This window comes from Streptomyces camelliae (assembly GCF_027625935.1).
GTDB lineage: Bacteria > Actinomycetota > Actinomycetes > Streptomycetales > Streptomycetaceae > Streptomyces > Streptomyces camelliae.
This window is the reverse complement of sequence record NZ_CP115300.1, coordinates 2805585-2828236: the sequence shown is the minus strand read 5'-3', so window position 1 is coordinate 2828236 and position 22652 is coordinate 2805585. Positions and strand designations below refer to the sequence as shown.

Here is a 22652-nt window from a genome sequence, read left to right as displayed (position 1 = left end):
GCGGCGCGGGGTCGGGCGGTCCCGGAGGGGGCGGTGACCGCGAAGGATGGCCGGAGCGCGCCATCCTAGGGCCCGAACGACCCGCCTGACCAGGACTTTCCGGAGACATATACGGCATTGTCAGTGCCGTGGTGTGCAATGGATCTCGTGCCCGCACTGAACGAACCACTGAAGCAGCCCCTGAAGTCAGTGCTCGGCCCCGCCACCGCGAAGGTGATGGCCGAGCACCTCGGCCTGCACACCGTCGGCGACCTCCTCCACCACTACCCGCGCAGATACGAGGAGCGCGGCCAGCTCACCCACCTCGCCGACCTCCCCATGGACGAGCACGTCACGGTGGTCGCCCAGGTGGCCGACGCCCGGCTGCACACCTTCGCCTCCGCCAAGGCCCCGCGCGGCAAGGGCCAGCGCCTGGAGGTCACGATCACCGACGGCAGCGGCCGGCTCCAGCTGGTCTTCTTCGGCAACGGCGTCCACAAGCCGCACAAGGAGCTGCTGCCGGGCACGCGCGCGATGTTCGCCGGCAAGGTCTCCGTCTTCAACCGCCGCCTCCAACTGGCCCACCCTGCCTACGAGTTGCTGCGCGGCGACGGCGGCGAGACCGTCGAGGCCTGGGCCGGCGCCCTGATCCCCATCTATCCGGCCACGGCCAAACTGGAGTCCTGGAAGATCGGCAAGGCGGTCCAGACGGTCCTGCCCACCGCCCAGGAGGCGGTCGACCCGCTGCCGCCGTCCCTCCGCGAGGGCCGCGCCCTCCTCCCGCTCCCCGAGGCCCTGCTCAAGATCCATCGCCCGCACACCAAGGCGGACATCGCCGACGCCCGCGCCCGCCTGAAGTGGGACGAGGCCTTCGTCCTCCAGGTGGCCCTGGCCCGCCGCCGCCACGCGGACGCCCTGCTCCCGGCCGTTCCCCGGCGCCCCACGCCCGACGGGCTGCTCACCGCCTTCGACGACCGCCTCCCCTTCACCCTCACCGAGGGCCAGCAGAAGGTCTCCAAGGAGATCTTCGACGACCTGGCGACCGAGCATCCGATGCACCGGCTGCTGCAAGGTGAGGTGGGTTCGGGCAAGGCACAGCCGCTCGACTCTCTCGTGCTCACTCCCGCAGGCTTCCGCCGCATGGGGGACATGGCGGTGGGGGACGAGGTTGTCGTGCCGGACGGGGAGATCGCGCTCATCGACGGTGTGTTCCCGCAAGGGGAGCGTGAGGTCTGGCGCCTGGTCCTTTCCGATGGAAGCTCCGTCGAGTGCGACGACGAGCATCTCTGGATCGTCGGCACGAGTGGCGGATGGCACCGGGGCCAGGCCCCCGAGGTCATGACGACCCGGGAGCTCCGGCTGGACACGTCCGAAGCCGACGGATCTTCGAAGTGGTACCTCCCGGCAGCCACCCCGGTTGATCTCGGGGCCGACTCGGGGCTGCCGCTCGATCCGTATCTGCTGGGTCTCTCGCTGGGGGACGGATCATCCCGGCACGAATGCGTCCCGGACGACTTCAAGAACACTTCGATCAAGAACCGTCTCGCTCTGCTGCAAGGCCTTCTGGACGCCGATGGCACCGTCGGCGAGGACGGCTTGAGCATCTCCCTGTGCTCGGCCTCGCGCAGGCTCGCCGACGATGTCGCCTGGCTCGTCCGGTCGCTCGGTGGCCGGGCCCGCGTGCTGCCGGAGAAGGCCGCCTTCGACGTCTCGCTGGCCCTGCCCGACGCATACGCACCGTTCAGGCTCACCCGCAAAGCCGAGCGCGTGAGCCCACGTCCCGAGGACGACACCTTCCGCCGAGGGATCCGTGCCGTCGAGTACGTGGGACGAAAACCCGTGCAGTGCATCAGCGTCGCTCACCCGAGCCACGCGTACGTCACCGACAACTTCACGGTCACCCACAACACGATGGTGGCCCTGCGCGCCATGCTCGCCACGGTCGACGCCGGCGGCCAGGCCGCCATGCTCGCCCCCACCGAGGTGCTCGCCCAGCAGCACCACCGGTCGGTCACGGAGATGATGGGCGAGCTCGCCGAGGGAGGCATGCTGGGCGGCGCCGAGCAGGCCACCAAGGTCGTGCTGCTCACCGGCTCCATGGGGGCCGCCGCCCGCCGCCAGGCCCTGCTGGACCTGGTCACCGGCGAGGCCGGCATCGTCATCGGCACGCACGCGCTCATCGAGGACAAGGTCCAGTTCCACGACCTCGGCCTGGTCGTCGTGGACGAACAGCACCGCTTCGGCGTCGAACAGCGGGATGCCCTGCGCGGCAAGGGCAAACAGCCCCCGCACCTCCTCGTCATGACGGCCACCCCCATCCCGCGCACGGTCGCGATGACCGTCTTCGGCGACCTGGAGACCTCGGTCCTCGACCAGCTCCCGGCCGGCCGCTCGCCCATCGCCAGCCATGTCGTCCCGGCCGCCGACAAGCCCCACTTCCTGGCCCGCGCCTGGGAGCGGGTCCGCGAGGAGGTGGCGAACGGCCATCAGGCGTACGTCGTCTGCCCCCGCATCGGGGACGAGGAGGACGACCCCAAGAAGGCCGGCAAGAAGAAGTCCCCGGAGGACGAGGCGGAGAAACGCCCCCCGCTCGCGGTCCTCGACGTGGCCGACCAGCTGGCCAAGGGCCCCCTCCAGGGCCTGAAGGTGGAGGTCCTCCACGGCCGTATGAACCCGGACGACAAGGACGCGGTCATGCGCCGCTTCGCGGCCGGCGAGACGGACGTCCTGGTCGCCACGACCGTCATCGAGGTCGGCGTCAACGTCCCCAACGCCACGGCCATGGTGATCATGGACGCCGACCGCTTCGGCGTCTCCCAGCTCCACCAGCTCCGCGGCCGCGTCGGCCGCGGCTCGGCCGCCGGCCTGTGCCTGCTGGTCACCGAGATGCCCGAGGCCAGCGCCGCCCGCCAGCGCCTGAACGCGGTCGCCGCCACCCTCGACGGCTTCGAACTCTCCCGCATCGACCTCGAACAGCGCCGCGAGGGCGACGTCCTCGGCCAGGCCCAGTCCGGCGCCCGCTCCTCCTTGCGCGTCCTCGCGGTCATCGAGGACGAGGAGGTCATCGCGGAGGCGAGAGAGGAGGCGACGGCGGTGGTGGCGGAGGATCCGGAGCTGGAGCACCTTCCCGGCCTGCGCACGGCCCTGGACGCCTTGTTGGACGAGGAGAGGGAGCAGTTCTTGGAAAAGGGCTGAGGTGAAACGCCCCCGAAGGGGCGCGGGGCTGTATGGACCATGCGGCTACCGCCGCCCGGGCGCGACCAGCCACAATGAACCGTAAAGCCGCCCATGAAGAAGGACCCCCCATGACCCGCGTGATCGCCGGCGCAGCCGGCGGACGCCGCCTGGCCGTGCCGCCCGGCACCGGCACCCGCCCCACCTCCGACCGCGCACGCGAAGGTCTCTTCTCCACCTGGCAGTCACTGCTGGGCGGCCCCCTGGACGGCGAACGAGTCCTCGACCTCTACGCCGGCTCCGGTGCCGTAGGCCTGGAGGCCCTCTCCCGGGGCGCGAGCCACACGCTCCTCGTGGAAGCCGACGCCCGCGCGGCCCGCACAGTCAGGGAAAACGTAAGAAACCTCGGCCTCCCCGGCGCCGAAGTCCGAGCGGGCAAAGCGGAACAAGTGATCAGAACCGCACCCCCCGCCGAGCCGTACGACCTGGTCTTCCTCGACCCCCCGTACGTTGTCACAGATCACGATCTTCGCGAGATTCTGCTCACACTCCGCTCGGAAGGCTGGCTCGCTGAGCAAGCGCTCGTCACCGTGGAGCGCAGCACCAGAGGCGGCGAATTCCAGTGGCCGGACGGCTTCGAGGCGCTCCGGTCCCGTCGTTACGGCGAGGGAACGTTTTGGTACGGTCGCGCCGCCTCTACGTGCGAAGACGCACGATGACCGGACCGGAGAGCGAGGGATCACAAGTGCGCCGCGCCGTCTGTCCCGGGTCGTTCGACCCGATCACCAACGGACACCTCGACATCATCGCCCGTGCCTCCCGTCTCTACGACGAGGTCTACGTCGCGGTGATGATCAACAAGTCCAAGAAGGGCCTGTTCGAGATCGAGGAGCGGATCGAGCTGATCCGCGAGGTCACCGCCGACTACGCCAACGTCCGGGTCGAGGCCTTCCACGGCCTCCTCGTCGACTTCTGCAAGCAGCGCGACATCCCCGCCATCGTCAAGGGCCTGCGCGCCGTCAGCGACTTCGACTACGAGCTGCAGATGGCCCAGATGAACAACGGCCTGACCGGCGTGGAAACGCTGTTCGTGCCCACCAACCCCACCTACAGCTTCCTCTCCTCCTCCCTGGTGAAGGAGGTCGCGGCCTGGGGCGGCGACGTCTCCCACCTGGTGCCGGCCCCGGTGCTGGAGGCCCTGAACAAGCGCCTGCGCAAGGACTGATGGGACTACAGTCGTCCCGTCCGTCTCCAACCCGGCTGTAGAGAGTGGCGAGCACAGGTGGACGTGCAGAAGAAGCTCGACGAGATCGTCTCCGCGGTCGCCGGCGCCCGGGCCATGCCCATGTCGGCGTCCTGCGTGATCAACCGCGCCGAGCTGCTCGCGATGCTGGAAGAGCTGCGCCAGGCGCTGCCCGGCTCCCTCGCGCAGGCGCAGGAGCTGATCGGCGACCGTGAGCAGATGGTCGAGCAGGCCCGGCTGGAGGCCGAGCGGATCATCGAGAACGCGCACGCCGAGCGCGGCTCGCTGATCTCCGACACCGAGGTCGCCCGCCGCTCCCAGAACGAGGCCGACCGGATCCTTGCCGAGGCCCGCCAGGAGGCCGAGGAGGTCCGCGCCGAGGCGGACGACTACGTCGACTCCAAGCTCGCCAACTTCGAGGTCGTCCTCACCAAGACCCTCGGCTCGGTCGGCCGCGGCCGCGAGAAGCTGCTCGGCACCGGCCCCGGCCTGGACGAGAACGGCTACGAGGACGAGGACGCCCCCGAGCGCAGCCAGGACCCCGAGACCCTGCGCCACAACGCCGACGCCTACGTCGACGCCAAGCTGGGCGCCTTCGAGGCGGTCCTCGCCAAGACCCTGGAGGCCGTCGGCCGCGGCCGGCAGAAGCTGCACGGCCGGATCGCCACGGACGACCTCGGCGCCCTCGCCGACGACACCACGACCTTCCAGCACTCCAGCGACGCCGACTACCTCGCCGACCTCGCGGCCCTCGCCGAGCAGGACGCCCCGGCCGAGCGCCAGGAGCGGCCCGCACAGCCGCCGCAGCAGCCGTCGTACGAGCCGCAGCCGGCCTACGGCTACCAGCAGCAGCCGGACCCGTACTCCCCCACCTCCGGCTACGCTCCGGCGGGAGGTGCTCCCGGCTTCCCGCAGCAGCCCGGCTACGGCGGTCAGCAGGACGCCTACGGCTACCAGCAGGCCGATCCGTACGCCGCCGCCTACCAGGGCTCGTACGACTCCCAGCAGAGCGGCTACCAGCCCGAGCAGCCCCATCAGCAGGGCTACGCTCTGGACGAGACCAGTCTTTTCGACACGAGCATGATCAGCGCTGAGCAGCTGCGGGCGTACGAGCAAGGGCGCGGTCTGCAGTGAGGGACCGGATTGGGCCCTGAGCGAAAGGTCCAGTATCCTGGCTCTTCGGTCGCGCGTATGTCCGCGATCAGCGCTGCCTGGAACACCGACGGGCGGCGTCCCTCCGAGCATGAAGATCGAAAGCAGGAATGGCTCCCAACGCCCGCCTCGACCACCGCAACCCTCTCGTGTTCGACACACACGAGCTGGGCCGGCGTCCTGGCGCGCTGCAGCGCCTGACCCGCACGATCGACGCCCCCGCGGATCTCGGGATCCAGGGAGTCATCGGAGTGCCGCACGGCGCCCCGGTGGAGCTCGAACTCCGGCTTGAGTCGGTCATGGAAGGGGTGCTCGTCACAGGCACCGCCCGTGCACAGGCCGAGGGGGAGTGCGTAAGGTGTCTGGAGCCGGTCGAGCTGGAGCTCGAAGCGGACTTCCAGGAGCTGTTCTCGTACCCTGACGCCGACGACCGGGGCCGCGTGATCGCGGAACCGGGCGACGACGCCGAGGACGACGAGGACAGGTTCTTCATCGAGGACGGACTCTTCGACCTCGAACCTCTGCTGCGTGACGCGGTGGTGCTCGCACTGCCGATGCAGCCGGTGTGCCAGGAAGACTGTCCGGGCCTGTGCTCCGAGTGCGGAGCGCGGCTCGCGGACGACCCGGACCACCACCACGACGCCGTCGACATCCGTTGGGCGGCTTTGCAGGGACTCGCCGGTTCACTCGAAGACGGCGAGAAGGACGAGATGAGCGGCGCCGAAGCGGGCGTCGACGAGAAGCAGGAGAAGTAGCCGTGGCTGTTCCGAAGCGGAAGATGTCGCGCAGCAACACGCGCCACCGCCGGTCGCAGTGGAAGGCTGCGGTCCCCACCCTGGTTGCGTGCGAGCGCTGCCACGAGCCCAAGCAGCAGCACATCGCGTGCCCGTCTTGCGGCACCTACAACAAGCGCCAGGTCCTCGAAGTCTGAGCGGGCTGGTGAGAGGCACTGTGTCCACGCCCAAGAAGAACTCCTCCCGCACGAGCGGGAGCCCAGCGGACAACCAGGCCTCGTCCCATACGCTTCTGGAAGGGCGGCTCGGCTACCAGGTCGAGTCCGCCCTTCTGGTGCGTGCGCTGACCCACCGTTCCTACGCGTACGAGAACGGCGGTCTGCCGACGAACGAGCGGCTGGAGTTCCTCGGTGACTCCGTCCTCGGTCTCGTCGTCACGGACACGCTGTACCGCACCCACCCCGACCTGCCCGAGGGCCAGCTGGCCAAGCTGCGGGCCGCGGTGGTCAACTCGCGTGCGCTGGCGGAGGTGGGGCGCGGCCTCGACCTGGGCGCCTTCATCCGGCTCGGCCGTGGTGAAGAGGGCACGGGCGGCCGGGACAAGGCGTCCATCCTCGCCGACACCCTGGAAGCGGTGATCGGCGCGGTCTATCTCGACCAGGGCCTCGACGCGGCCTCCGAGCTGGTCCACCGGCTCTTCGACCCGCTGATCGAGAAGTCCTCCAACCTGGGCGCAGGCCTGGACTGGAAGACGTCCCTGCAGGAGCTGACCGCGATCGAGGGGCTCGGCGTGCCCGAGTACCTGGTCACGGAGACCGGCCCCGACCACGAGAAGACCTTCACTGCTGCCGCCCGCGTCGGAGGCGTCTCGTACGGCACCGGCACCGGCCGCAGCAAGAAGGAGGCGGAGCAGCAGGCCGCCGAGTCCGCCTGGCGGGCCATCCGGGCCGCGGCGGACGAGCGCGCCAAGGCGGCCAAGGAGGCCAGGGAAGCCGACGAGGCTGCCAAGGCCGCCGCGGCCGAGGGCGGCGAGTCGTCGTCCGCCTCCGTCTGACCCACAGCAGTACCGAGCGCCCGCCCCGTCGCTGACGAAAGGGGCGGGCGCTCGGCTCGTCCACCGCTTGTGTACGACCGCTCCGTACGGGGGTCCCGATGCCCGAGTTGCCCGAGGTCGAGGTCGTCCGGCGCGGTCTCGCGCGCTGGGTCGCCCACCGCACCGTCGCCGAGGTCGAGGTGCTGCACCCGCGCGCCGTACGCCGGCACATAGCGGGCGCCGACGACTTCGCGCACCGCCTCAAGGGCCACCACATCGGCACGCCCAGCCGGCGCGGCAAGTACCTGTGGCTGCCGCTGGAGGAGACGAACCAGTCCGTCCTCGCCCACCTCGGGATGAGCGGCCAGCTGCTGGTGCAGCCGCACGAGGCGCCGGACGAGAAGCACCTGCGCATCCGGGTCCGGTTCGCCGACTCCCTCGGCACGGAACTGCGCTTCGTCGACCAACGCACCTTCGGCGGGCTGTCGTTGCACGACAACACCCCGGGCGGCCTGCCCGACGTCATCGCGCACATCGCCCGCGACCCCCTCGATCCACTGTTCGACGACGAGGCCTTCCATCAGGCGCTGCGCCGCAAGCGGACCACCATCAAGCGGGCCCTGCTGGACCAGTCGCTGATCAGCGGGGTCGGCAACATCTACGCGGACGAGGCGCTGTGGCGCTCCCGCATCCACTACGAGCGTCCCACGGCGAACTTCACCCGCCCAGTTACGACGGAACTCCTCGGTCACGTCCGGGACGTGATGAACGCGGCTCTCGCCGTCGGCGGCACCAGCTTCGACAGCCTGTACGTCAACGTCAACGGAGAGTCGGGCTACTTCGACCGGTCCCTGGACGCGTACGGCCGTGAGGGCGAGCCCTGCAAGCGGTGCGGTACGCCGATCCGCCGCCGGCCCTGGATGAACCGGTCCAGTTACTTCTGCCCGAAGTGTCAGAGGGCGCCGCGCGTCTCGTCGTAACGCGCGCGTGCCGCCAGCACGTCGTCCATCGAGCCCTCCACGCAGTGGATGAGGGCGAGCAGCCGCTCGGCGACCTGGCGGCCCAGCGGAGTCAGGTCGTAGTCCACACGCGGCGGGTTCGTCGGCTGTGCCGCGCGGTGCACCAAGCCGTCGCGCTCCAGTGCGTGCAGCGTCTGGGACAGCATCTTCTCGCTCACTCCGTCGACCCGGCGCCGCAGCTCGTTGAAGCGCAGCGTCCCCTCGAACAGCGCCCCGAGCGTCAGCCCGCCCCAGCGGCCCGTGACGTGCTCCAGCGTCGTGCGTGACGGGCAGGCCTTGGCGAAGACGTCGTAGGCGAGGTTGTCCTGGTCCTGGTCCGGGGTGGTGGCGGTCATGGCGGTAAGCGTACGCCGATGCAGCGCTAACCACCAGGTTGCACTATCTAAAAGTTAGTGCTTTCCTGAGGTCAGTGCTTTTGAGCTGCCCACTCGCTTTCCGGGCTGTCCGATCGAGGAGTCTGTAGTGACCACCCCTGTCATTTCCATCGCCTACCACTCCGGCTTCGGCCACACCGCCGTCCTCGCCGAGGCCGTCCGCGCCGGAGCCGCCGACGCGGGTGCCGAGGTGCACCTGATCAAGGTCGACGAGATCACCGACGAGCAGTGGGAGACGCTGGACCGCTCCGACGCGATCGTCTTCGGCTCGCCCACCTACATGGGCACCGCCTCCGGCGCCTTCCACGTCTTCGCCGAGGCGACCTCCAAGCGCTGGTTCGGCCAGGACTGGAAGGACAAGCTGGCCGCCGGCTTCACCAACTCCGCCTCCAAGAGCGGCGACAAGCTGCACACCCTGCAGTTCTTCCAGACCCTCGCCGCCCAGCACGGCATGCACTGGGTGAACCTCGGTCTGCTCCCCGGCTGGAACGCCAGCACCGCCTCGGAGAACGACCTCAACCGCCTCGGCTTCTTCTCCGGCGCCGCCGCGCAGAGCAACAACGACCAGGGTCCCGAGGGCGTCCACAAGGCGGACATAGCCACCGCCGAGCACCTGGGCCGCCGGGTGACGGAGACGGCGCGGGTGTTCGCGCGGGGTCTGGCCACGGCCTGACGCCGCCGAAAAGCGGGGGACACGGGCATGCCGGGATGCGTACAGTCCCCGCATGCCCGAGCTGCAGCTGCTCCGCCCGGACCACGCCCCCGCACTCCTCGCCTTCGAGCGGGAGAACCGCGCGTACTTCGCCGCGTCCGTCCCGGACCGGGGCGATGAGTACTTCGCCCGGTTCGACGAGCGGCTGAGCGCCCTGCTCGCCGAGCAGGAGGCGGGCGTCTGTCGCTTCCATGTGGTGGCCGGCGCCGACGGCGAGGTGCTGGGGCGGATCAACCTCTACGACGTGGCGGACGGCGGCGCCGAGCTCGGGTACCGGATCGCCGAGCACGCCGCCGGCCGGGGCCTGGCCACCTGGGCCGTGCGGGAGCTCGCCGCCCTGGCCGCCGGGACGTACGGGCTGACCTTCCTGACGGCCGCGACCACCCTCGACAACGCGGCCTCACAGGCCGTGCTCGCCCGCACCGGGTTCACCGTCGTCGGCGAGAGACGGCTGGGCGGCCGTCCCGGACTGGCCTATCGCCGCGCTCTCTGAGCGGTCGGTACCCGAAGAAGTGAGGGGCGGCCCTCTGACCTGCGGCCTCCCACCCGCCGCCGACAGTGCCCAACCGGCCCGTACGCTGTAGGCCGTCCGGCTCTGCCAACGCCGGACGCCAGGTCGAAACACTCGATGGGGAGAGATCGTTCACCAAACCCCTCAAGGGGTGTCGACATGCTCGCAAAGAAGGCCGGAAAGGGGCCAATGGTCGCTGCCGTGTGTGCGGCGCCCATCCTCGCCCTGGCAGTCGGCACCGGCGTATCAAGCGCGGCTGATCATCCCTCGTCCGCATCGCCGGAGTCGGCACCATCGGTCGCTTCTCTGGCGTTCCTGCCGCGCGTACAGCCGCCGGGCGGCACCCAGGGCAATGGTTCCGGCAGTGATCAGAGCAATGGTTCCGGTAGTGATCAGGGCAACGGTTCCGGCAGTAGTCAGAGCAATGGTTCCGGCAGTAGTCAGGGCAACGGTTCCGGTGATCAGGGGAACAACTGGAGCAGCGGACACGGCCGCCTGCACAGGCACAACCGCAACAACAATGACGAGCCCGGCAACAACCACATCCGCCTGCACATACACAACAGAAACACCAACCGGGAGGGTTCCTAGGCTTCTGACCTGCGGTTGTCTCAGTAACCGAAGTCCTGTGTCCACCAGGGGCCGCCCGAGCCGAAGTGGACGCCGACGCCGAGCGTCTTGAATTCGCAGTTCAGGATGTTCGCCTTGTGGCCGGGGCTGTTCATCCAGGCCTGCATCACGGCCGCCGCGTCGGCCTGGCCGCGGGCGATGTTCTCCCCGCCCAGATTGCTGATGCCGGCCGCTGCCGCCCGGTCCCACGGCGACTTGCCGTCCGGGTCGGTGTGGTCGAAGAAGCCCCGCGCGGCCATCTCGTCGCTGAACGCCTCGGCCAGCCTGGTCAGCGAGGAGTTCGCCGACAGCGGGCTGCACCCGACCTTCGACCGCTCCTCGTTGACGAGCTTCAGTACCTCCGCCTCGGCGGCGGCCTGCGCCGGCAACGTCACCGGGGCCGCCTTGCTCGCCGCCCGCGACGGGGTGACCGTCGGCTTGGCCGCGGTGGCCTGCGGCGCCGGTGTCCCGGACGCCGTCTTCGACGGGGTGGGCGTCGGGGAGGCCGACGTCGAGGGGGACGCCGAGGCGGACGGGCTCGGGGACTCCGGGCGCGTGGCGACCGGGCCGGCACCGGCGCCGCCCACGCGACTGCCCGCGCTGCCCGACGTACCGCCCTGCTCGGCCGCGGTGTTGCCCGGCGAGTCCGCCGCCTGCACCCGCTCGCCGCCGCTCGTGTCCGTGCCGCCGCCGAGCCTGTAGTGCTCCAGACCCGGCACCACACCCGTGGCCACCGCGGTCGTGCCGAGCGCGAGCGCGGCGGCCGTACCGAGCAGTCCCGCGCGCACCGGCCGTCCGGCCCTCTTCCGGCGCCGGCGGGGGGAGTCGCCGGACGGGGCGAACCTGCCGCCCGCACCGGAGCCCGGGCCGTCCTCGCCGGCGAACAGATAGGCGTGAGCCCTGGCGTTCGTCTCGGCGTAGGCCTCCGGGTTCAGATACGGCGCGGTGCCCTTGGGTATTCGGTCACCGCGGTAGAGCTCCAGCGCGTAAGGGTCCCGCTCGATGGCGTCCTGCGGGTACGAGTTCTGCGGGTCGTCACTCCCGGTGGCGGAGCGTGAGCGTCGGTGGCGGCCCATGTCCTTGCCCTCTTCCTCGTCCTCGCGGTCGTCCCTCTGACCGACCCGACTCACTCGATCGAGTGAGTTTCATATGAGATTCATTGGGCGGGACGGTACCCCATGCCGCTGAGCGAGGATGTGTTCCGAGCGACAACGGCCGGTTAGGTTGCATCCATGAGCGAGGATGTACGACTGGTCGCCTGGGTGCGTGGTTACGTCCAGGGTGTGGGTTTCCGCTGGTTCACGCGAGCCAAGGCACTGGAGATCGGCGGCCTGAGTGGTTTTGCTCTCAATTTGGCCGACGGCCGCGTCCAAGTGGTGGCGGAAGGGTCGCGCGAGGGCTGTGAGGGGCTGCTGGACTGGCTCCAGGGCGACGACACGCCCGGGCGCGTGGAGGGTGTCACCGAGATCTGGGACACACCCCGCGGCGGCTACGACGGCTTCGCCATCCGCTGAGCCGGGCCCCCGGTGCCGTACGGACCGGCGCGCGGGGAGCCGCCGGGGGCGCGTACGGAGAGTGAAAGAGCCTGGTGGTTGCCAAGACCGGCCCGGCATGGCAGGCTCCGCAGGAACGACTGATCGTCACGCCCCGAGGCACCGGAAGAGTCGCCGCGCCGCCGATTTCCCGGCCGCGTGCCCCCGGTTCGCCCACCAATACGGGGCGTGATCGTGTTGACCGTCAAACTTTTTGGTGAGACGCTGAAAGCCCCGCGCACCTTAGCTGTTTGGCATGAAGCAACAGCAGAGCAACACCCGGATGTGCCAAGCACCGCGGGTGCGAATCCCTCACGACCCACACCGCATCGGTCGGTCACTCAGTGTGGAGGACCATCCATCATGGCAAAGGCGCTTCTCGGTTACGTCGGCGGCTCCGACCCTCGACTCCTCGCCGAGATGCGACGGCTGCAGCAGCGTGTCCAGGACCTGGAGTCCGAGCTCGTACGGATCCAGGCGGAGAATGACGCGCTGACGGCTGCCGCCTCTCAGGACAGGATCATGGAGAGCATCGACGCACACCAGGCGGAGCCTGCGCTCACCTGATCCCTGCATCGCTCCACGACAACAGTCGCAGCGATCGGGCTGTCGTCATCAACCGCTCAGGAACGGACGACCGCAACCCGGCCGTCAGAGTTGCAAGGGACGCTTCGGCGTCCCTTCTTTTCTTCCCCCGCGCATCCTTTCACCCTCTTTAACGTACGGTGTGCCCTGCATGTTCACTGGCGAAACCGCGCGGTTGCGAGTGTTCATGGAGTGAGATAGCGGCGCCCGGTAGAGTCCAGCGGCGTGCACCTCAAGGCCCTGACCCTCCGCGGGTTCAAGTCGTTCGCCTCGGCGACCACACTCCGGTTCGAACCGGGCATCACGTGTGTCGTCGGCCCGAACGGCTCGGGCAAGTCCAATGTCGTGGACGCGCTCAGCTGGGTCATGGGCGAGCAGGGCGCCAAGTCGCTGCGCGGCGGCAAGATGGAGGACGTCATCTTCGCCGGCACCACCGGCCGCCCGCCCCTGGGCCGCGCCGAGGTGTCCCTGACCATCGACAACTCCGACGGGGCGCTGCCCATCGAGTACGCCGAGGTCACCATCACGCGGATCATGTTCCGCAACGGCGGCAGCGAGTACCAGATCAACGGCGACACCTGCCGGCTCCTCGACATCCAGGAACTCCTGTCCGACTCCGGCATCGGCCGCGAGATGCACGTCATCGTCGGCCAGGGCCAGCTCGACTCCGTCCTGCACGCCGACCCCATGGGCCGCCGCGCCTTCATCGAAGAGGCGGCCGGCGTCCTCAAGCACCGCAAGCGCAAGGAAAAGGCCCTGCGCAAGCTGGACGCGATGCAGGCCAACCTCGCGCGCGTGCAGGATCTGACGGACGAGCTGCGTCGCCAGCTCAAGCCCCTGGGCCGCCAGGCGGCGGTCGCCCGGCGGGCCGCGGTCATCCAGGCGGATCTGCGGGACGCCCGCCTGCGCCTGCTGGCCGACGACCTCGTACGCCTCCGCGAGGCCCTGAAGACGGAGATCGCCGACGAGGCGGCCCTGAAGGAACGCAAGGAGGCGGCCGAACAGGAGCTGAAGAAGGCCCAGCAGCGCGAGGCCCTGCTGGAGGACGAGGTACGGCAGCTCTCGCCCCGCCTCCAGCGCGCCCAGCAGACCTGGTACGAACTGTCCCAGCTGGCCGAACGCGTCCGCGGCACGATCTCGCTGGCCGACGCGCGCGTGAAGAGCGCGACGTCCGCGCCCCCCGACGAGCGCCGCGGCCGCGACCCCGAGGACCTGGAGCGCGAGGCCGCCCGCATCCGGGAGCAGGAGGCCGAGCTGGAGGCCGCCCTGGACGCGGCCCAGCACGCCCTGGACGACACGGTCGCCCACCGGGCCGAGCTGGAACGGGAACTGGCCGTCGAGGAACGCCGGCTGAGGGACGTGGCCCGCGCCATCGCCGACCGCCGAGAGGGCCTGGCCCGGCTGACCGGCCAGGTCAACGCGGCCCGCTCCCGCGCCGCCTCGGCCCAGGCCGAGATCGACCGGCTGGCCGCGGCCCGCGACGAGGCCCAGGAACGCGCGGTCACCGCCCAGGAGGAGTACGAGGCCCTCAAGGCCGAGGTGGACGGCCTCGACGCCGACGACGCGCACCTGACCGACCAGCACGAGGCGGCCAAGCGGCAACTGGCGGAGGCGGAGTCCGCCCTGAGTACGGCCCGCGAGGCACTCACCGCCGCCGAACGCCGCCGAGCCGCGACCCAGGCCCGCCGGGAGGCCCTGGCCTTGGGGCTGAGGCGCAAGGACGGTAGCGGGATACTGCTGGGGGCACGGGACCGGCTCACCGGGATTCTGGGCCCGGCGGCGGAGCTGCTGACGGTCACCCCGGGCCACGAGATCCCGCTGGCCGCAGCTTTCGGCGCGGCGGCGGACGCGATCGCCGTATCGACCCCTGCGGCGGCGGCCGAGGCGATCCGCATGCTGCGCAAGCAGGACGGCGGCCGGGCAGCACTGTTGCTGGCGGGGCCGACGGAGCCAACCTCGGGGGACGCGCACCGAAGGGGCGCGGGGCAGTATCGACATGCGGCTCCGCCGCGTGGCGCGACAAGCCACGATGAACCCGCAGACGCCGAACCTGCCGTCACCCCCCTTCCCCGGGGGCGCTTCGCTGCGGAGCTGGTCCGCGGCCCCGCCGACCTCATGCCCGCCGTCCACCGCCTCCTCCACGGCATCGTCGTGGTGGACACCCTGGAGGACGCGGAAGACCTGGTCCACGCCCACCCCGACCTGACAGCCGTCACCGCCGAAGGCGACCTGCTGGGCGCCCACTTCGCCCACGGCGGCTCCGCGGGCGCACCGAGCCTGCTGGAGGTGCAGGCCTCGGTCGACGAAGCCGCGGCCGAGCTGGAAGAGCTGGCGCTGCGCTGCGAGGAACTCACCGAGGCACAGCATGCGGCAGCCGAACGCCGTACCGAGGCCGCCGCCCTTGTGGAAGAACTGGCGGAGCGGCGCCGGGCCGCCGACCGGGAGAAGTCGGCCGTCGCCCAGCAGCTCGGCCGGCTCGCCGGACAGGCGCGCGGCGCCGCCGGGGAGGCCGAGCGCTCCACCGCGGCCGCCGCCCGCGCGCAGGAGGCGCTGGAGAAGGCCGTACAGGAGGCGGAGGAGCTGGCCGAACGGCTGGCTGTCGCCGAGGAGATGCCGGTCGAGGAGGAGCCGGACACCTCCGTGCGCGACCGGCTTGCCGCCGACGGGGCCAACGCGCGGCAGACCGAGATGGAGGCCCGGCTCCAGGTCCGTACCCACGAGGAGCGGGTCAAGGGGCTGGCCGGGCGGGCCGACTCGCTCGACCGGGCCGCCCGCGCCGAACGCGAGGCACGCGCGCGTGCCGAGCAGCGCCGGGCCCGGCTGCGCCACGAGGCGGCCGTCGCCGAGGCCGTCGCCTCCGGCGCCCGGCAGCTGCTCGCGCACATCGAGGTGTCCCTCGCCCGCGCCGAGCGGGAACGCTCCGCCGCCGAGGCCGCGAAGGCACAGCGGGAACAGGAGCTGACCGCCGCCCGCACCGCCGGCCGCGAACTGAAGTCGGAACTCGACAAGCTGACCGACTCCGTCCACCGCGGCGAGGTGCTCGGCGCCGAGAAGCGGCTGCGGATAGAGCAGCTGGAGACCAAGGCGCTGGAGGAGCTGGGCGTCGAACCGGAAGGACTGGTGTCGGAGTACGGACCGCACCAGCCCGTGCCGCCCTCGCTCCCCGCCGAGGGCGAGCAGCTGCCGGACGACCCCGACCATCCCCGTAACCAGCCGCGCCCCTTCCACCGGGCCGAACAGGAGCGGCGGCTCAAGGCGGCCGAGCGGGCGTACCAGCAGCTCGGCAAGGTCAACCCGCTGGCGCTGGAGGAGTTCGCGGCGCTGGAGGAGCGGCACAAGTTCCTGAGCGAACAGCTGGAGGACCTGAAGAAGACCCGCGCCGACCTGCTTCAGGTGGTGAAGGAGGTCGACGAGCGCGTCGAGCAGGTCTTCACCGAGGCGTACCGGGACACCGCCCGCGAGTTCGAGGGCGTCTTCAGCCGGCTCTTCCCGGGCGGTGACGGACGGCTGGTCCTGACCGATCCCGACAACATGCTCACCACCGGCGTGGACGTCGAGGCGCGCCCGCCGGGCAAGAAGGTCAAGCGGCTCTCCCTGCTGTCCGGCGGCGAACGCTCGCTGACGGCCGTCGCGCTGCTGGTGTCGATCTTCAAGGCCCGGCCCAGCCCGTTCTACGTCATGGACGAGGTCGAGGCCGCGCTGGACGACACCAACCTCCAGCGGCTGATCCGGATCATGCAGGAGCTGCAGGAGGCCTCGCAGCTGATCGTGATCACGCACCAGAAGCGCACGATGGAGGTCGCCGACGCGCTTTACGGCGTGTCCATGCAGGGCGACGGCGTGTCGAAGGTGATCTCCCAGCGCCTACGTTGAGCACTCCAAGATCAACTCACTCTGTGTTCAAGAAATGAACGCTGGGCAACCGGGCATATCTCAAAGCTCACAGCCGTTGACCTATTGACTTCGAAACTTGAAGGCATAGTCTCTGCAACGTTGCTTTTACCTTCAGGTGTGAGCGGTGTGGACCTATGCACCACTTGAACCTGACAGGGCTCACCCCCACCCCGGCAGCGTTGCCGCGGCCCGAGGAGATACACGTGACCAGCACAGCGCAGGCACCTCAGTCAGGAGCCAGAACGGCTCATCCCGATCATCTCGGGCACGTCATCTTCATCGCGGCGGCCGCCGCCATGGGCGGTTTCCTCTTCGGCTACGACAGCTCCGTGATCAACGGCGCGGTCGAGGCCATCCGCAGCCGCTACGACATCGGCTCCGCCGCGCTCGCCCAGGTCATCGCGATCGCCCTGATCGGCTGCGCCATCGGTGCCGCCTACGCCGGCCGCATAGCCGACCGGATCGGCCGCATCCGCGTCATGCAGATCGCCGCCGTACTGTTCACGGTGAGCGCCGTCGGCTCGGCGCTGCCCTTCGCCCTGTGGGACTTCGCCCTCTGGCGCGTCGTCGGCGGCTTCGCCATCGGCATGGCCTCCGTCATCGGCCCCGCCTACATCGCCGAGGTCGCCCCGCCCGCCTACCGCGGCCGGCTCGGCTCCTTCCAGCAGGCCGCGATCGTCATCGGCATCGCCGTCTCCCAGCTGGTCAACTGGGGCCTGCTGAACGCCGCCGACGGCAACCAGCGCGGCCACCTGATGGGCCTGGAGGCCTGGCAGGTCATGCTCGGCGTCATGGTCGTCCCGGCCGTCCTCTACGGCCTGCTGTCCTTCGCGATCCCCGAGTCCCCGCGCTTCCTGCTCTCCGTCGGCAAGCGTGAGCGCGCCAAGGAGATCCTGGCCGAGGTCGAGGGCCAGGACGCCGACCTGGACGCCCGCGTCGCCGAGATCGAGCACGCGATGCAGAGCGAGCACAAGTCCACCTTCAAGGACCTGCTCGGCGGCGGCTTCTTCTTCAAGCCGATCGTCTGGATCGGTATCGGTCTGTCGGTCTTCCAGCAGTTCGTCGGCATCAACGTCGCGTTCTACTACTCCTCGACGCTGTGGCAGTCGGTCGGCATCGACCCGGCGGACTCGTTCTTCTACTCCTTCACGACGTCGATCATCAACATCGTCGGCACCGTGATCGCGATGATCTTCGTGGACCGCGTCGGCCGCAAGCCGCTGGCCCTCATCGGCTCCGTCGGCATGGTCGTCGGCCTGGCCCTGGAGGCCTGGGCGTTCAGCTACCACCTGGTCGACGGCAAGCTGCCGAGCACCCAGGGCTGGGTCGCCCTGATCGCCGCCCACGTGTTCGTCCTCTTCTTCGCCCTGTCGTGGGGCGTGGTGGTCTGGGTCTTCCTCGGCGAGATGTTCCCGAACAAGATCCGCGCCGCCGCCCTCGGTGTGGCCGCCTCCGCGCAGTGGATCGCCAACTGGGCCATCACCGCGAGCTTCCCGTCGCTGGCCGACTGGAACCTCTCCGGCACCTACATCATCTACACGGTCTTCGCGGCCCTCTCCATCCCGTTCGTCCTGAAGTTCGTCAAGGAGACGAAGGGCAAGTCGCTGGAGGAGATGGGCTGACCTCCGCCCAGGAGGCCCCGTGAACTCGGGGAGAAGGGCCAAGTCCCCGCTGCCCTCTCCCCGTACCGTCCGCCGCCCCCGTTCCGGTCACTGCCCGGAACGGGGGCGGCGGTGTGCCGTACGGCCCCTTCGCCGCAGGTCAGCCGCATTGTCAGTGCCGTCCGGCATAGTGATCCACATGTTCGACGGACTCCACGACGTCGACTGGGCGTCGATGGACCACGCGTACGGCTCGGCAGTTCCCTGACCGTCGCCACCCACCCGCACGCACGGCCCACCGCCGTTGCCGCGCTGTGGGCCGGCGGCGGTGATCCGGCCGAGGCCGTGCCGCTGCGCGCCCTCCTCACGCGGCTCGATCCGCCAGCACCGGAAGCACCCGCTCCGCGAAGAGCCTGAGGCTGCGCCACCCCTCCGCCACCGGCATCCCGCCCGCCAGCGGATGGAGCACGAGACTGTCGGCACCCAGCGCCACGCACTGCTCCGGGGTGAGGATCCGGTACACGCCCTCCTCGCGGAGCTCGTCCACCGTCGTGGCCGCCGACCTCACCGCCGAGCGGATCTGCCCGGACTGCCAGGAGGCGTAGGTCCGGGCCTCGTGCAGGAAGTGCTCGCCGTACACGGTCCACGCCCGGTCCGGGTCCTCGGCGATATGCAGGAGCGGCGTCTCGGCGGCGGGCATCAGCGACCAGCCCTCGGTGCCGTACTCGGTGAGCTTCTCCTTGTAGTACGCCTCCAGCTCGGGCAGGTGCGCGCTCGGGAAGAACGGCAGCCCCAGCCGGGCGGCCCGGCGGGCGGCGGCCCTGGAGGAGCCGCCGACCAGCAGCAGCGGGTGCGGATCGGTGAACGGGCGCGGGGTGAGCCGTACCCGGTGGCCCCGGTAGGTGAACTCCTCGCCGGACCACGCCTTCAGCAGCGTCTGAAGCAGCTCGTCCTGGAGCCGGCCCCGGCGCTTCCAGTCGACGCCGAACAGGGCGTACTCCTCGGGCCGGTAGCCGATCCCCGCCACCGTCACCAGCCGCCCGCCGCTCAGCAGGTCCAGTACGGCGATCTCCTCGGCCAGCCGCAGCGGATCGTGCAGCGGGCCGATCACCGCCGACACGGTCACCGCGATGTTCCGGGTCGCCCCGAACACCGCGCCCGCGAAGGCGAACGGCGACGGCAGCCAGTTGTTCGCGGCGCCGTGATGCTCCTCGGTCTGCACGGTGCTGATCCCGCGCTCGTCCGCGTACGCGGCCATCTCCACGGCGGCCCGGTAACGGGCGGAGAGCGCGGCGGGCGCGGCACCCGGGGCGACGAGATTGAAGCGGACGACCGTGACGGGCATGGGAAAGTCCCCCTCCGGTGCGATGCGGTGGAGGGGGACGGTAGCTGACGTAGCGTCAGACGGCCAGAGTCGCAGACTCCCTGGCCTCCGCCGCCTGCTCGCGGGCCGGCGCCGGCTGCACCACCGCCGGCTTCGGCAGGATCACGTACAGCAGGCCCGAGATGACGATCGTGGCGACCCAGCCGAGGCCGTACTCGCCGATGACGTTGTTCTTCGCGAGCGGGCCGGTGAACCAGTCCGAGGTCGTGAACATCAGGCCCGACAGCAGGCCGATCGCCCAGGCGGCCACGGCCGCGGGGGAGAAGCCGCCCTTGTACCAGTAGGCGCTGGTGCGGGTCGTGTCGGCCATGGCCTCGCCGTCGTACTCCGTGCGGCGCAGCATGTCCGCGCCGAACACGCCCACCCAGGCGGAGAAGGCGACCGCGAGCAGGGACAGGAAGGCGATGAAGGAGCCCATGAAGCTCGTCGCCACCAGCATCAGCACCCCGCCGAAGACCAGCGAGATCACGGCGTTCACCGAGACCGCCCAGTGCCGCGGCACCTTGAAGCCGAGGGTCTGCGCGGTGAAGCCCGCCGAGTACATCGACATCGAGTTGATCAGCAGCATGCCGATCAGCGCGATGAACAGGTACGGCACCGCGATCCACGTCGGCAGGATCTCGCCGAGGAAGGACACCGGGTCGGTGGCCGAGGCCAGGTCCGGGGTCGAGACCGCCATCACCGCGCCCATCAGGACCATGGGCAGCACGACGATGCCGGCGCCGCCCACCGCCGTACCCACGATCGCCTTCGAGGACGCCGTGCGCGGCAGGTAGCGGGTGAAGTCCGGCGCCGTCGGGATCCAGCTGACACCGCCCGCCGCGATCATGCCGACACCGGTGATCACCGCGGCCGTGGAGCCGCCGCCGTGGTGCAGCACCTTCGACCAGTTCGTGTTCGCGATGAGGTAGACGAGCACCAGCACCGAGAAGACGCCGAAGAGGTACGTCGCGTACTTGTTGCACTTCTGCACGGCGTTGATGCCGAGCCCGGAGATCGCGAACGTCGCGACGACGAAGACCAGCAGCGTCACCATGTCGAGCACACTGTTCGCCTTCAGGCCGAACAGGATGTCCAGGATGGTGAGCATCGCGTACGCGCCGGTCACCGCGTTGATCGTCTCCCAGCCCCAGCGCGCGACCCAGATCAGCGAACCGGGCAGCAGATTGCCGCGCTGGCCGAAGACCGCACGCGACAGCGCCATGCCGGGCGCGCCGCCGCGCTTGCCCGCGATCCCGATCAGCCCGACGAGGCCGTACGACACGACCGGCGCCGCCACCGCGACGACCAGCGCCTGCCAGATGTTCAGGTGGTACGCCACGACGAGGCTCGCGCCCATCGTCAGCAGCAGCACGCTGATGTTCGCGCCGACCCAGGTCGGGAACAGCTCCCGGGTCTTCCCGGTGCGCTCGTGATCCGGGACCTGCTCGATGCCTCGGGTTTCGAGAGCGCCTTCGGTCTCGACGGTTTTGCTCATCAAAAAGGGCCTGCCGTGGGGGGAAGGGGACGGTCGGGACTCTACGCGCGTCGACGGAGTCGCCACCATCGTACTTTGATCCCACTCCTCGCCTTAAGTGGCGTTTGTCTCTCAGAGGAAGCCACAAACAGGCTCTCGCAGCGAGGGTGTGTCACGGCCCACCGCATGGGTCGTGACACACCCTGGGGACGCTTCTGCGTACCCTGTGGCCCCGCATACTGGAGCCGTTGTGACTCAGCCCCGAGGGGGCTTCCGGCCGACCTGAGATCGGCCGCGGGCCGGCCCGGCCCGGCGGGGCCCTCGGCCCCGCGTGTACAACGAAGGGGCCGGGCGGGAGGTCACGCCATACTTGAGTCGTTATGGAAACCGTCATCCTTGCTGTAGTCATCGCCGTGGTCGTGCTCGGCGCGCTCGGTGGGCTGATCGTGGGCAGCCGGCGCCGGAAGTCGCTGCCTCCGCCACCCCCGAAGACGCCCGACATCACCGCGCCCCCGGCCGAGCCGCACGTCGGCGACGAGGCCGAGACGCCGCGCGACGAACCGCGCCGGACGATCGAGGAGGTGGACCTCCCCGGCGGCCCCGCACCGGTCGCCGTGGCGGAGCCTCCCGTCGTCGAAGAGGTTCCGGAGATCGAGATCCCGGAGCCCACCGCCGGCCGGCTGGTCCGGCTGCGCACCCGCCTGTCCCGCTCCCAGAACGCCCTCGGCAAGGGCCTGCTCACGCTGCTCTCGCGCGAGCACCTGGACGAGGAGACCTGGGAGGAGATCGAGGACATCCTGCTCACCGCCGACGTCGGCGTGCAGCCCACCCAGGAACTGGTCGAGGGCCTGCGCGAGCGCGTCAGGGTGCTCGGTACCCGCACCCCCGAGGAGCTGCGCGGCCTGCTGCGCGAGGAGCTGCTCAAGCTGGTCGGCACCGACGTCGACCGCACGGTGAAGACCGAGCCCGAGGACCGCAAGCCCGGCATCGTGATGGTCGTCGGCGTCAACGGCACCGGCAAGACCACCACCACCGGCAAGCTCGCGCGCGTGCTCGTCGCCGACGGCCGTACGGTCGTGCTCGGTGCCGCCGACACCTTCCGCGCCGCCGCCGCCGACCAGCTCCAGACCTGGGGCGAGCGCGTCGGCGCCCACACCGTGCGCGGCCCCGAGGCCGGCGACCCGGCCTCCGTGGCCTTCGACGCGGTCAAGGAGGGCAAGGAGATCGGTGTCGACGTCGTCCTCATCGACACCGCCGGCCGCCTGCACACCAAGACCGGCCTCATGGACGAGCTGGGCAAGGTCAAGCGGGTCGTGGAGAAGCACGCGCCGCTGGACGAGGTGCTGCTCGTCCTGGACGCCACCACCGGCCAGAACGGTCTGGTGCAGGCCCGGGTCTTCGCCGAGGTCGTGGACATCACCGGCATCGTGCTCACCAAGCTCGACGGCACCGCCAAGGGCGGCATCGTCGTCGCGGTCCAGCGTGAGCTGGGCGTGCCGGTCAAGCTGGTCGGACTCGGCGAGGGCGCGGACGATCTCGCGCCGTTCGAGCCGGAGGCGTTCGTGGACGCGCTGATCGGTGACTGATCAGGTAGTGAATTCACTACCTGTGCGCGAGAAGCGCCCGGCCCCAAGGTGCAGTTGGGGACGGGCGCTTCGCC

Annotated in this window: 20 protein-coding genes; 16 read left to right on the top strand and 4 right to left on the bottom strand. The window is 70.2% G+C overall.

Annotated elements, in window-relative coordinates; all coding sequences use genetic code 11:
* The first annotated feature begins 138 nt into the window (after positions 1-138).
* The 8 genes from O1G22_RS12675 to mutM all read left to right on the top strand — a co-directional run bounded on the left by O1G22_RS12675 (position 139) and on the right by mutM (position 8295).
* Entirely contained in the window at positions 139-3174 is a 3036-nt protein-coding gene (locus O1G22_RS12675) for a helicase-related protein (protein ID WP_270081459.1), read from the top strand.
* Positions 3175-3284: 110 nt separating this feature from the next.
* Positions 3285-3872: a 16S rRNA (guanine(966)-N(2))-methyltransferase RsmD gene (rsmD, locus tag O1G22_RS12670; RefSeq protein WP_270081458.1), complete on the top strand. Its 588-nt coding sequence runs from the start codon at positions 3285-3287 to the stop codon at positions 3870-3872.
* 26 nt (positions 3873-3898) lie between these two features.
* The gene (coaD, locus tag O1G22_RS12665) at positions 3899-4378 is read left to right on the top strand and encodes a pantetheine-phosphate adenylyltransferase (RefSeq protein WP_225099445.1); all 480 of its coding nucleotides are present in this window, start codon (positions 3899-3901) and stop codon (positions 4376-4378) included.
* Positions 4379-4435: 57 nt separating this feature from the next.
* Positions 4436-5530, top strand: coding sequence for a F0F1 ATP synthase subunit B (locus O1G22_RS12660; RefSeq protein WP_270081457.1), 1095 nt, complete (start codon positions 4436-4438; stop codon positions 5528-5530).
* Positions 5531-5658: 128 nt separating this feature from the next.
* The gene (locus tag O1G22_RS12655; protein WP_270081456.1) at positions 5659-6303 is read left to right on the top strand and encodes a YceD family protein; all 645 of its coding nucleotides are present in this window, start codon (positions 5659-5661) and stop codon (positions 6301-6303) included.
* Between the two features lie 2 nt (positions 6304-6305).
* A complete protein-coding gene (gene rpmF, locus O1G22_RS12650; RefSeq protein WP_003951102.1) occupies positions 6306-6479 on the top strand; it encodes a 50S ribosomal protein L32 in 174 nt (57 codons plus the stop codon).
* A gap of 8 nt (positions 6480-6487) precedes the next feature.
* The gene (gene rnc, locus O1G22_RS12645) at positions 6488-7336 is read left to right on the top strand and encodes a ribonuclease III (RefSeq protein WP_374116176.1); all 849 of its coding nucleotides are present in this window, start codon (positions 6488-6490) and stop codon (positions 7334-7336) included.
* 98 nt (positions 7337-7434) lie between these two features.
* A complete protein-coding gene (mutM, locus tag O1G22_RS12640; protein WP_270081455.1) occupies positions 7435-8295 on the top strand; it encodes a bifunctional DNA-formamidopyrimidine glycosylase/DNA-(apurinic or apyrimidinic site) lyase in 861 nt (286 codons plus the stop codon).
* On the opposite strand, the gene O1G22_RS12635 is transcribed toward mutM, so the two are convergent.
* Positions 8268-8669: a winged helix-turn-helix transcriptional regulator gene (locus O1G22_RS12635; protein ID WP_270081454.1), complete on the bottom strand. Its 402-nt coding sequence runs from the start codon at positions 8667-8669 to the stop codon at positions 8268-8270. The two genes, mutM and O1G22_RS12635, sit on opposite strands and share 28 nt — an antisense overlap.
* Positions 8670-8796: 127 nt before the next feature.
* On the opposite strand from O1G22_RS12635, the gene O1G22_RS12630 reads away from it, so the two are divergent.
* The 3 genes from O1G22_RS12630 (at position 8797) to O1G22_RS12620 (ending at position 10522) form a co-directional block, all read left to right on the top strand.
* On the top strand, positions 8797-9381 hold the full coding sequence (locus tag O1G22_RS12630; RefSeq protein WP_270081453.1) for a flavodoxin family protein: 585 nt from the start codon (positions 8797-8799) through the stop codon (positions 9379-9381).
* 52 nt (positions 9382-9433) lie between these two features.
* A complete protein-coding gene (locus O1G22_RS12625) occupies positions 9434-9913 on the top strand; it encodes a GNAT family N-acetyltransferase (RefSeq protein ID WP_270081452.1) in 480 nt (159 codons plus the stop codon).
* Positions 9914-10090: 177 nt separating this feature from the next.
* Positions 10091-10522: a hypothetical protein gene (locus O1G22_RS12620; protein ID WP_270081451.1), complete on the top strand. Its 432-nt coding sequence runs from the start codon at positions 10091-10093 to the stop codon at positions 10520-10522.
* Between the two features lie 20 nt (positions 10523-10542).
* On the opposite strand, the gene O1G22_RS12615 is transcribed toward O1G22_RS12620, so the two are convergent.
* Positions 10543-11616, bottom strand: coding sequence for a CAP domain-containing protein (locus tag O1G22_RS12615; RefSeq protein ID WP_270086403.1), 1074 nt, complete (start codon positions 11614-11616; stop codon positions 10543-10545).
* Between the two features lie 156 nt (positions 11617-11772).
* On the opposite strand from O1G22_RS12615, the gene O1G22_RS12610 reads away from it, so the two are divergent.
* The 4 genes from O1G22_RS12610 to O1G22_RS12595 all read left to right on the top strand — a co-directional run bounded on the left by O1G22_RS12610 (position 11773) and on the right by O1G22_RS12595 (position 18173).
* Positions 11773-12054 (top strand): acylphosphatase, encoded by a 282-nt coding sequence (locus tag O1G22_RS12610; protein ID WP_225099291.1) that lies wholly within the window; start codon positions 11773-11775, stop codon positions 12052-12054.
* Positions 12055-12435: 381 nt separating this feature from the next.
* Complete coding sequence (locus O1G22_RS12605) at positions 12436-12639, top strand: hypothetical protein (protein WP_023546484.1); 204 nt, start codon at positions 12436-12438, stop codon at positions 12637-12639.
* A gap of 243 nt (positions 12640-12882) precedes the next feature.
* Entirely contained in the window at positions 12883-16530 is a 3648-nt protein-coding gene (gene smc, locus O1G22_RS12600; protein WP_270081450.1) for a chromosome segregation protein SMC, read from the top strand.
* 224 nt (positions 16531-16754) lie between these two features.
* Positions 16755-18173 carry a sugar porter family MFS transporter gene (locus O1G22_RS12595; protein WP_270081449.1) on the top strand — a complete coding sequence of 473 codons (1419 nt, stop codon included), beginning with the start codon at positions 16755-16757 and terminating at the stop codon, positions 18171-18173.
* Between the two features lie 343 nt (positions 18174-18516).
* Here the strand turns inward: O1G22_RS12595 and O1G22_RS12590 are convergent, their stop codons facing one another.
* Positions 18517-19497 (bottom strand): LLM class flavin-dependent oxidoreductase, encoded by a 981-nt coding sequence (locus O1G22_RS12590; protein ID WP_270081448.1) that lies wholly within the window; start codon positions 19495-19497, stop codon positions 18517-18519.
* Positions 19498-19552: 55 nt separating this feature from the next.
* Positions 19553-21013 carry a cytosine permease gene (locus tag O1G22_RS12585; RefSeq protein WP_270081447.1) on the bottom strand — a complete coding sequence of 487 codons (1461 nt, stop codon included), beginning with the start codon at positions 21011-21013 and terminating at the stop codon, positions 19553-19555.
* Positions 21014-21372: 359 nt separating this feature from the next.
* Between O1G22_RS12585 and ftsY the strand changes: the two genes are divergently transcribed.
* Positions 21373-22578 carry a signal recognition particle-docking protein FtsY gene (ftsY, locus tag O1G22_RS12580; protein ID WP_270081446.1) on the top strand — a complete coding sequence of 402 codons (1206 nt, stop codon included), beginning with the start codon at positions 21373-21375 and terminating at the stop codon, positions 22576-22578.
* Positions 22579-22652: the final 74 nt, after the last annotated feature.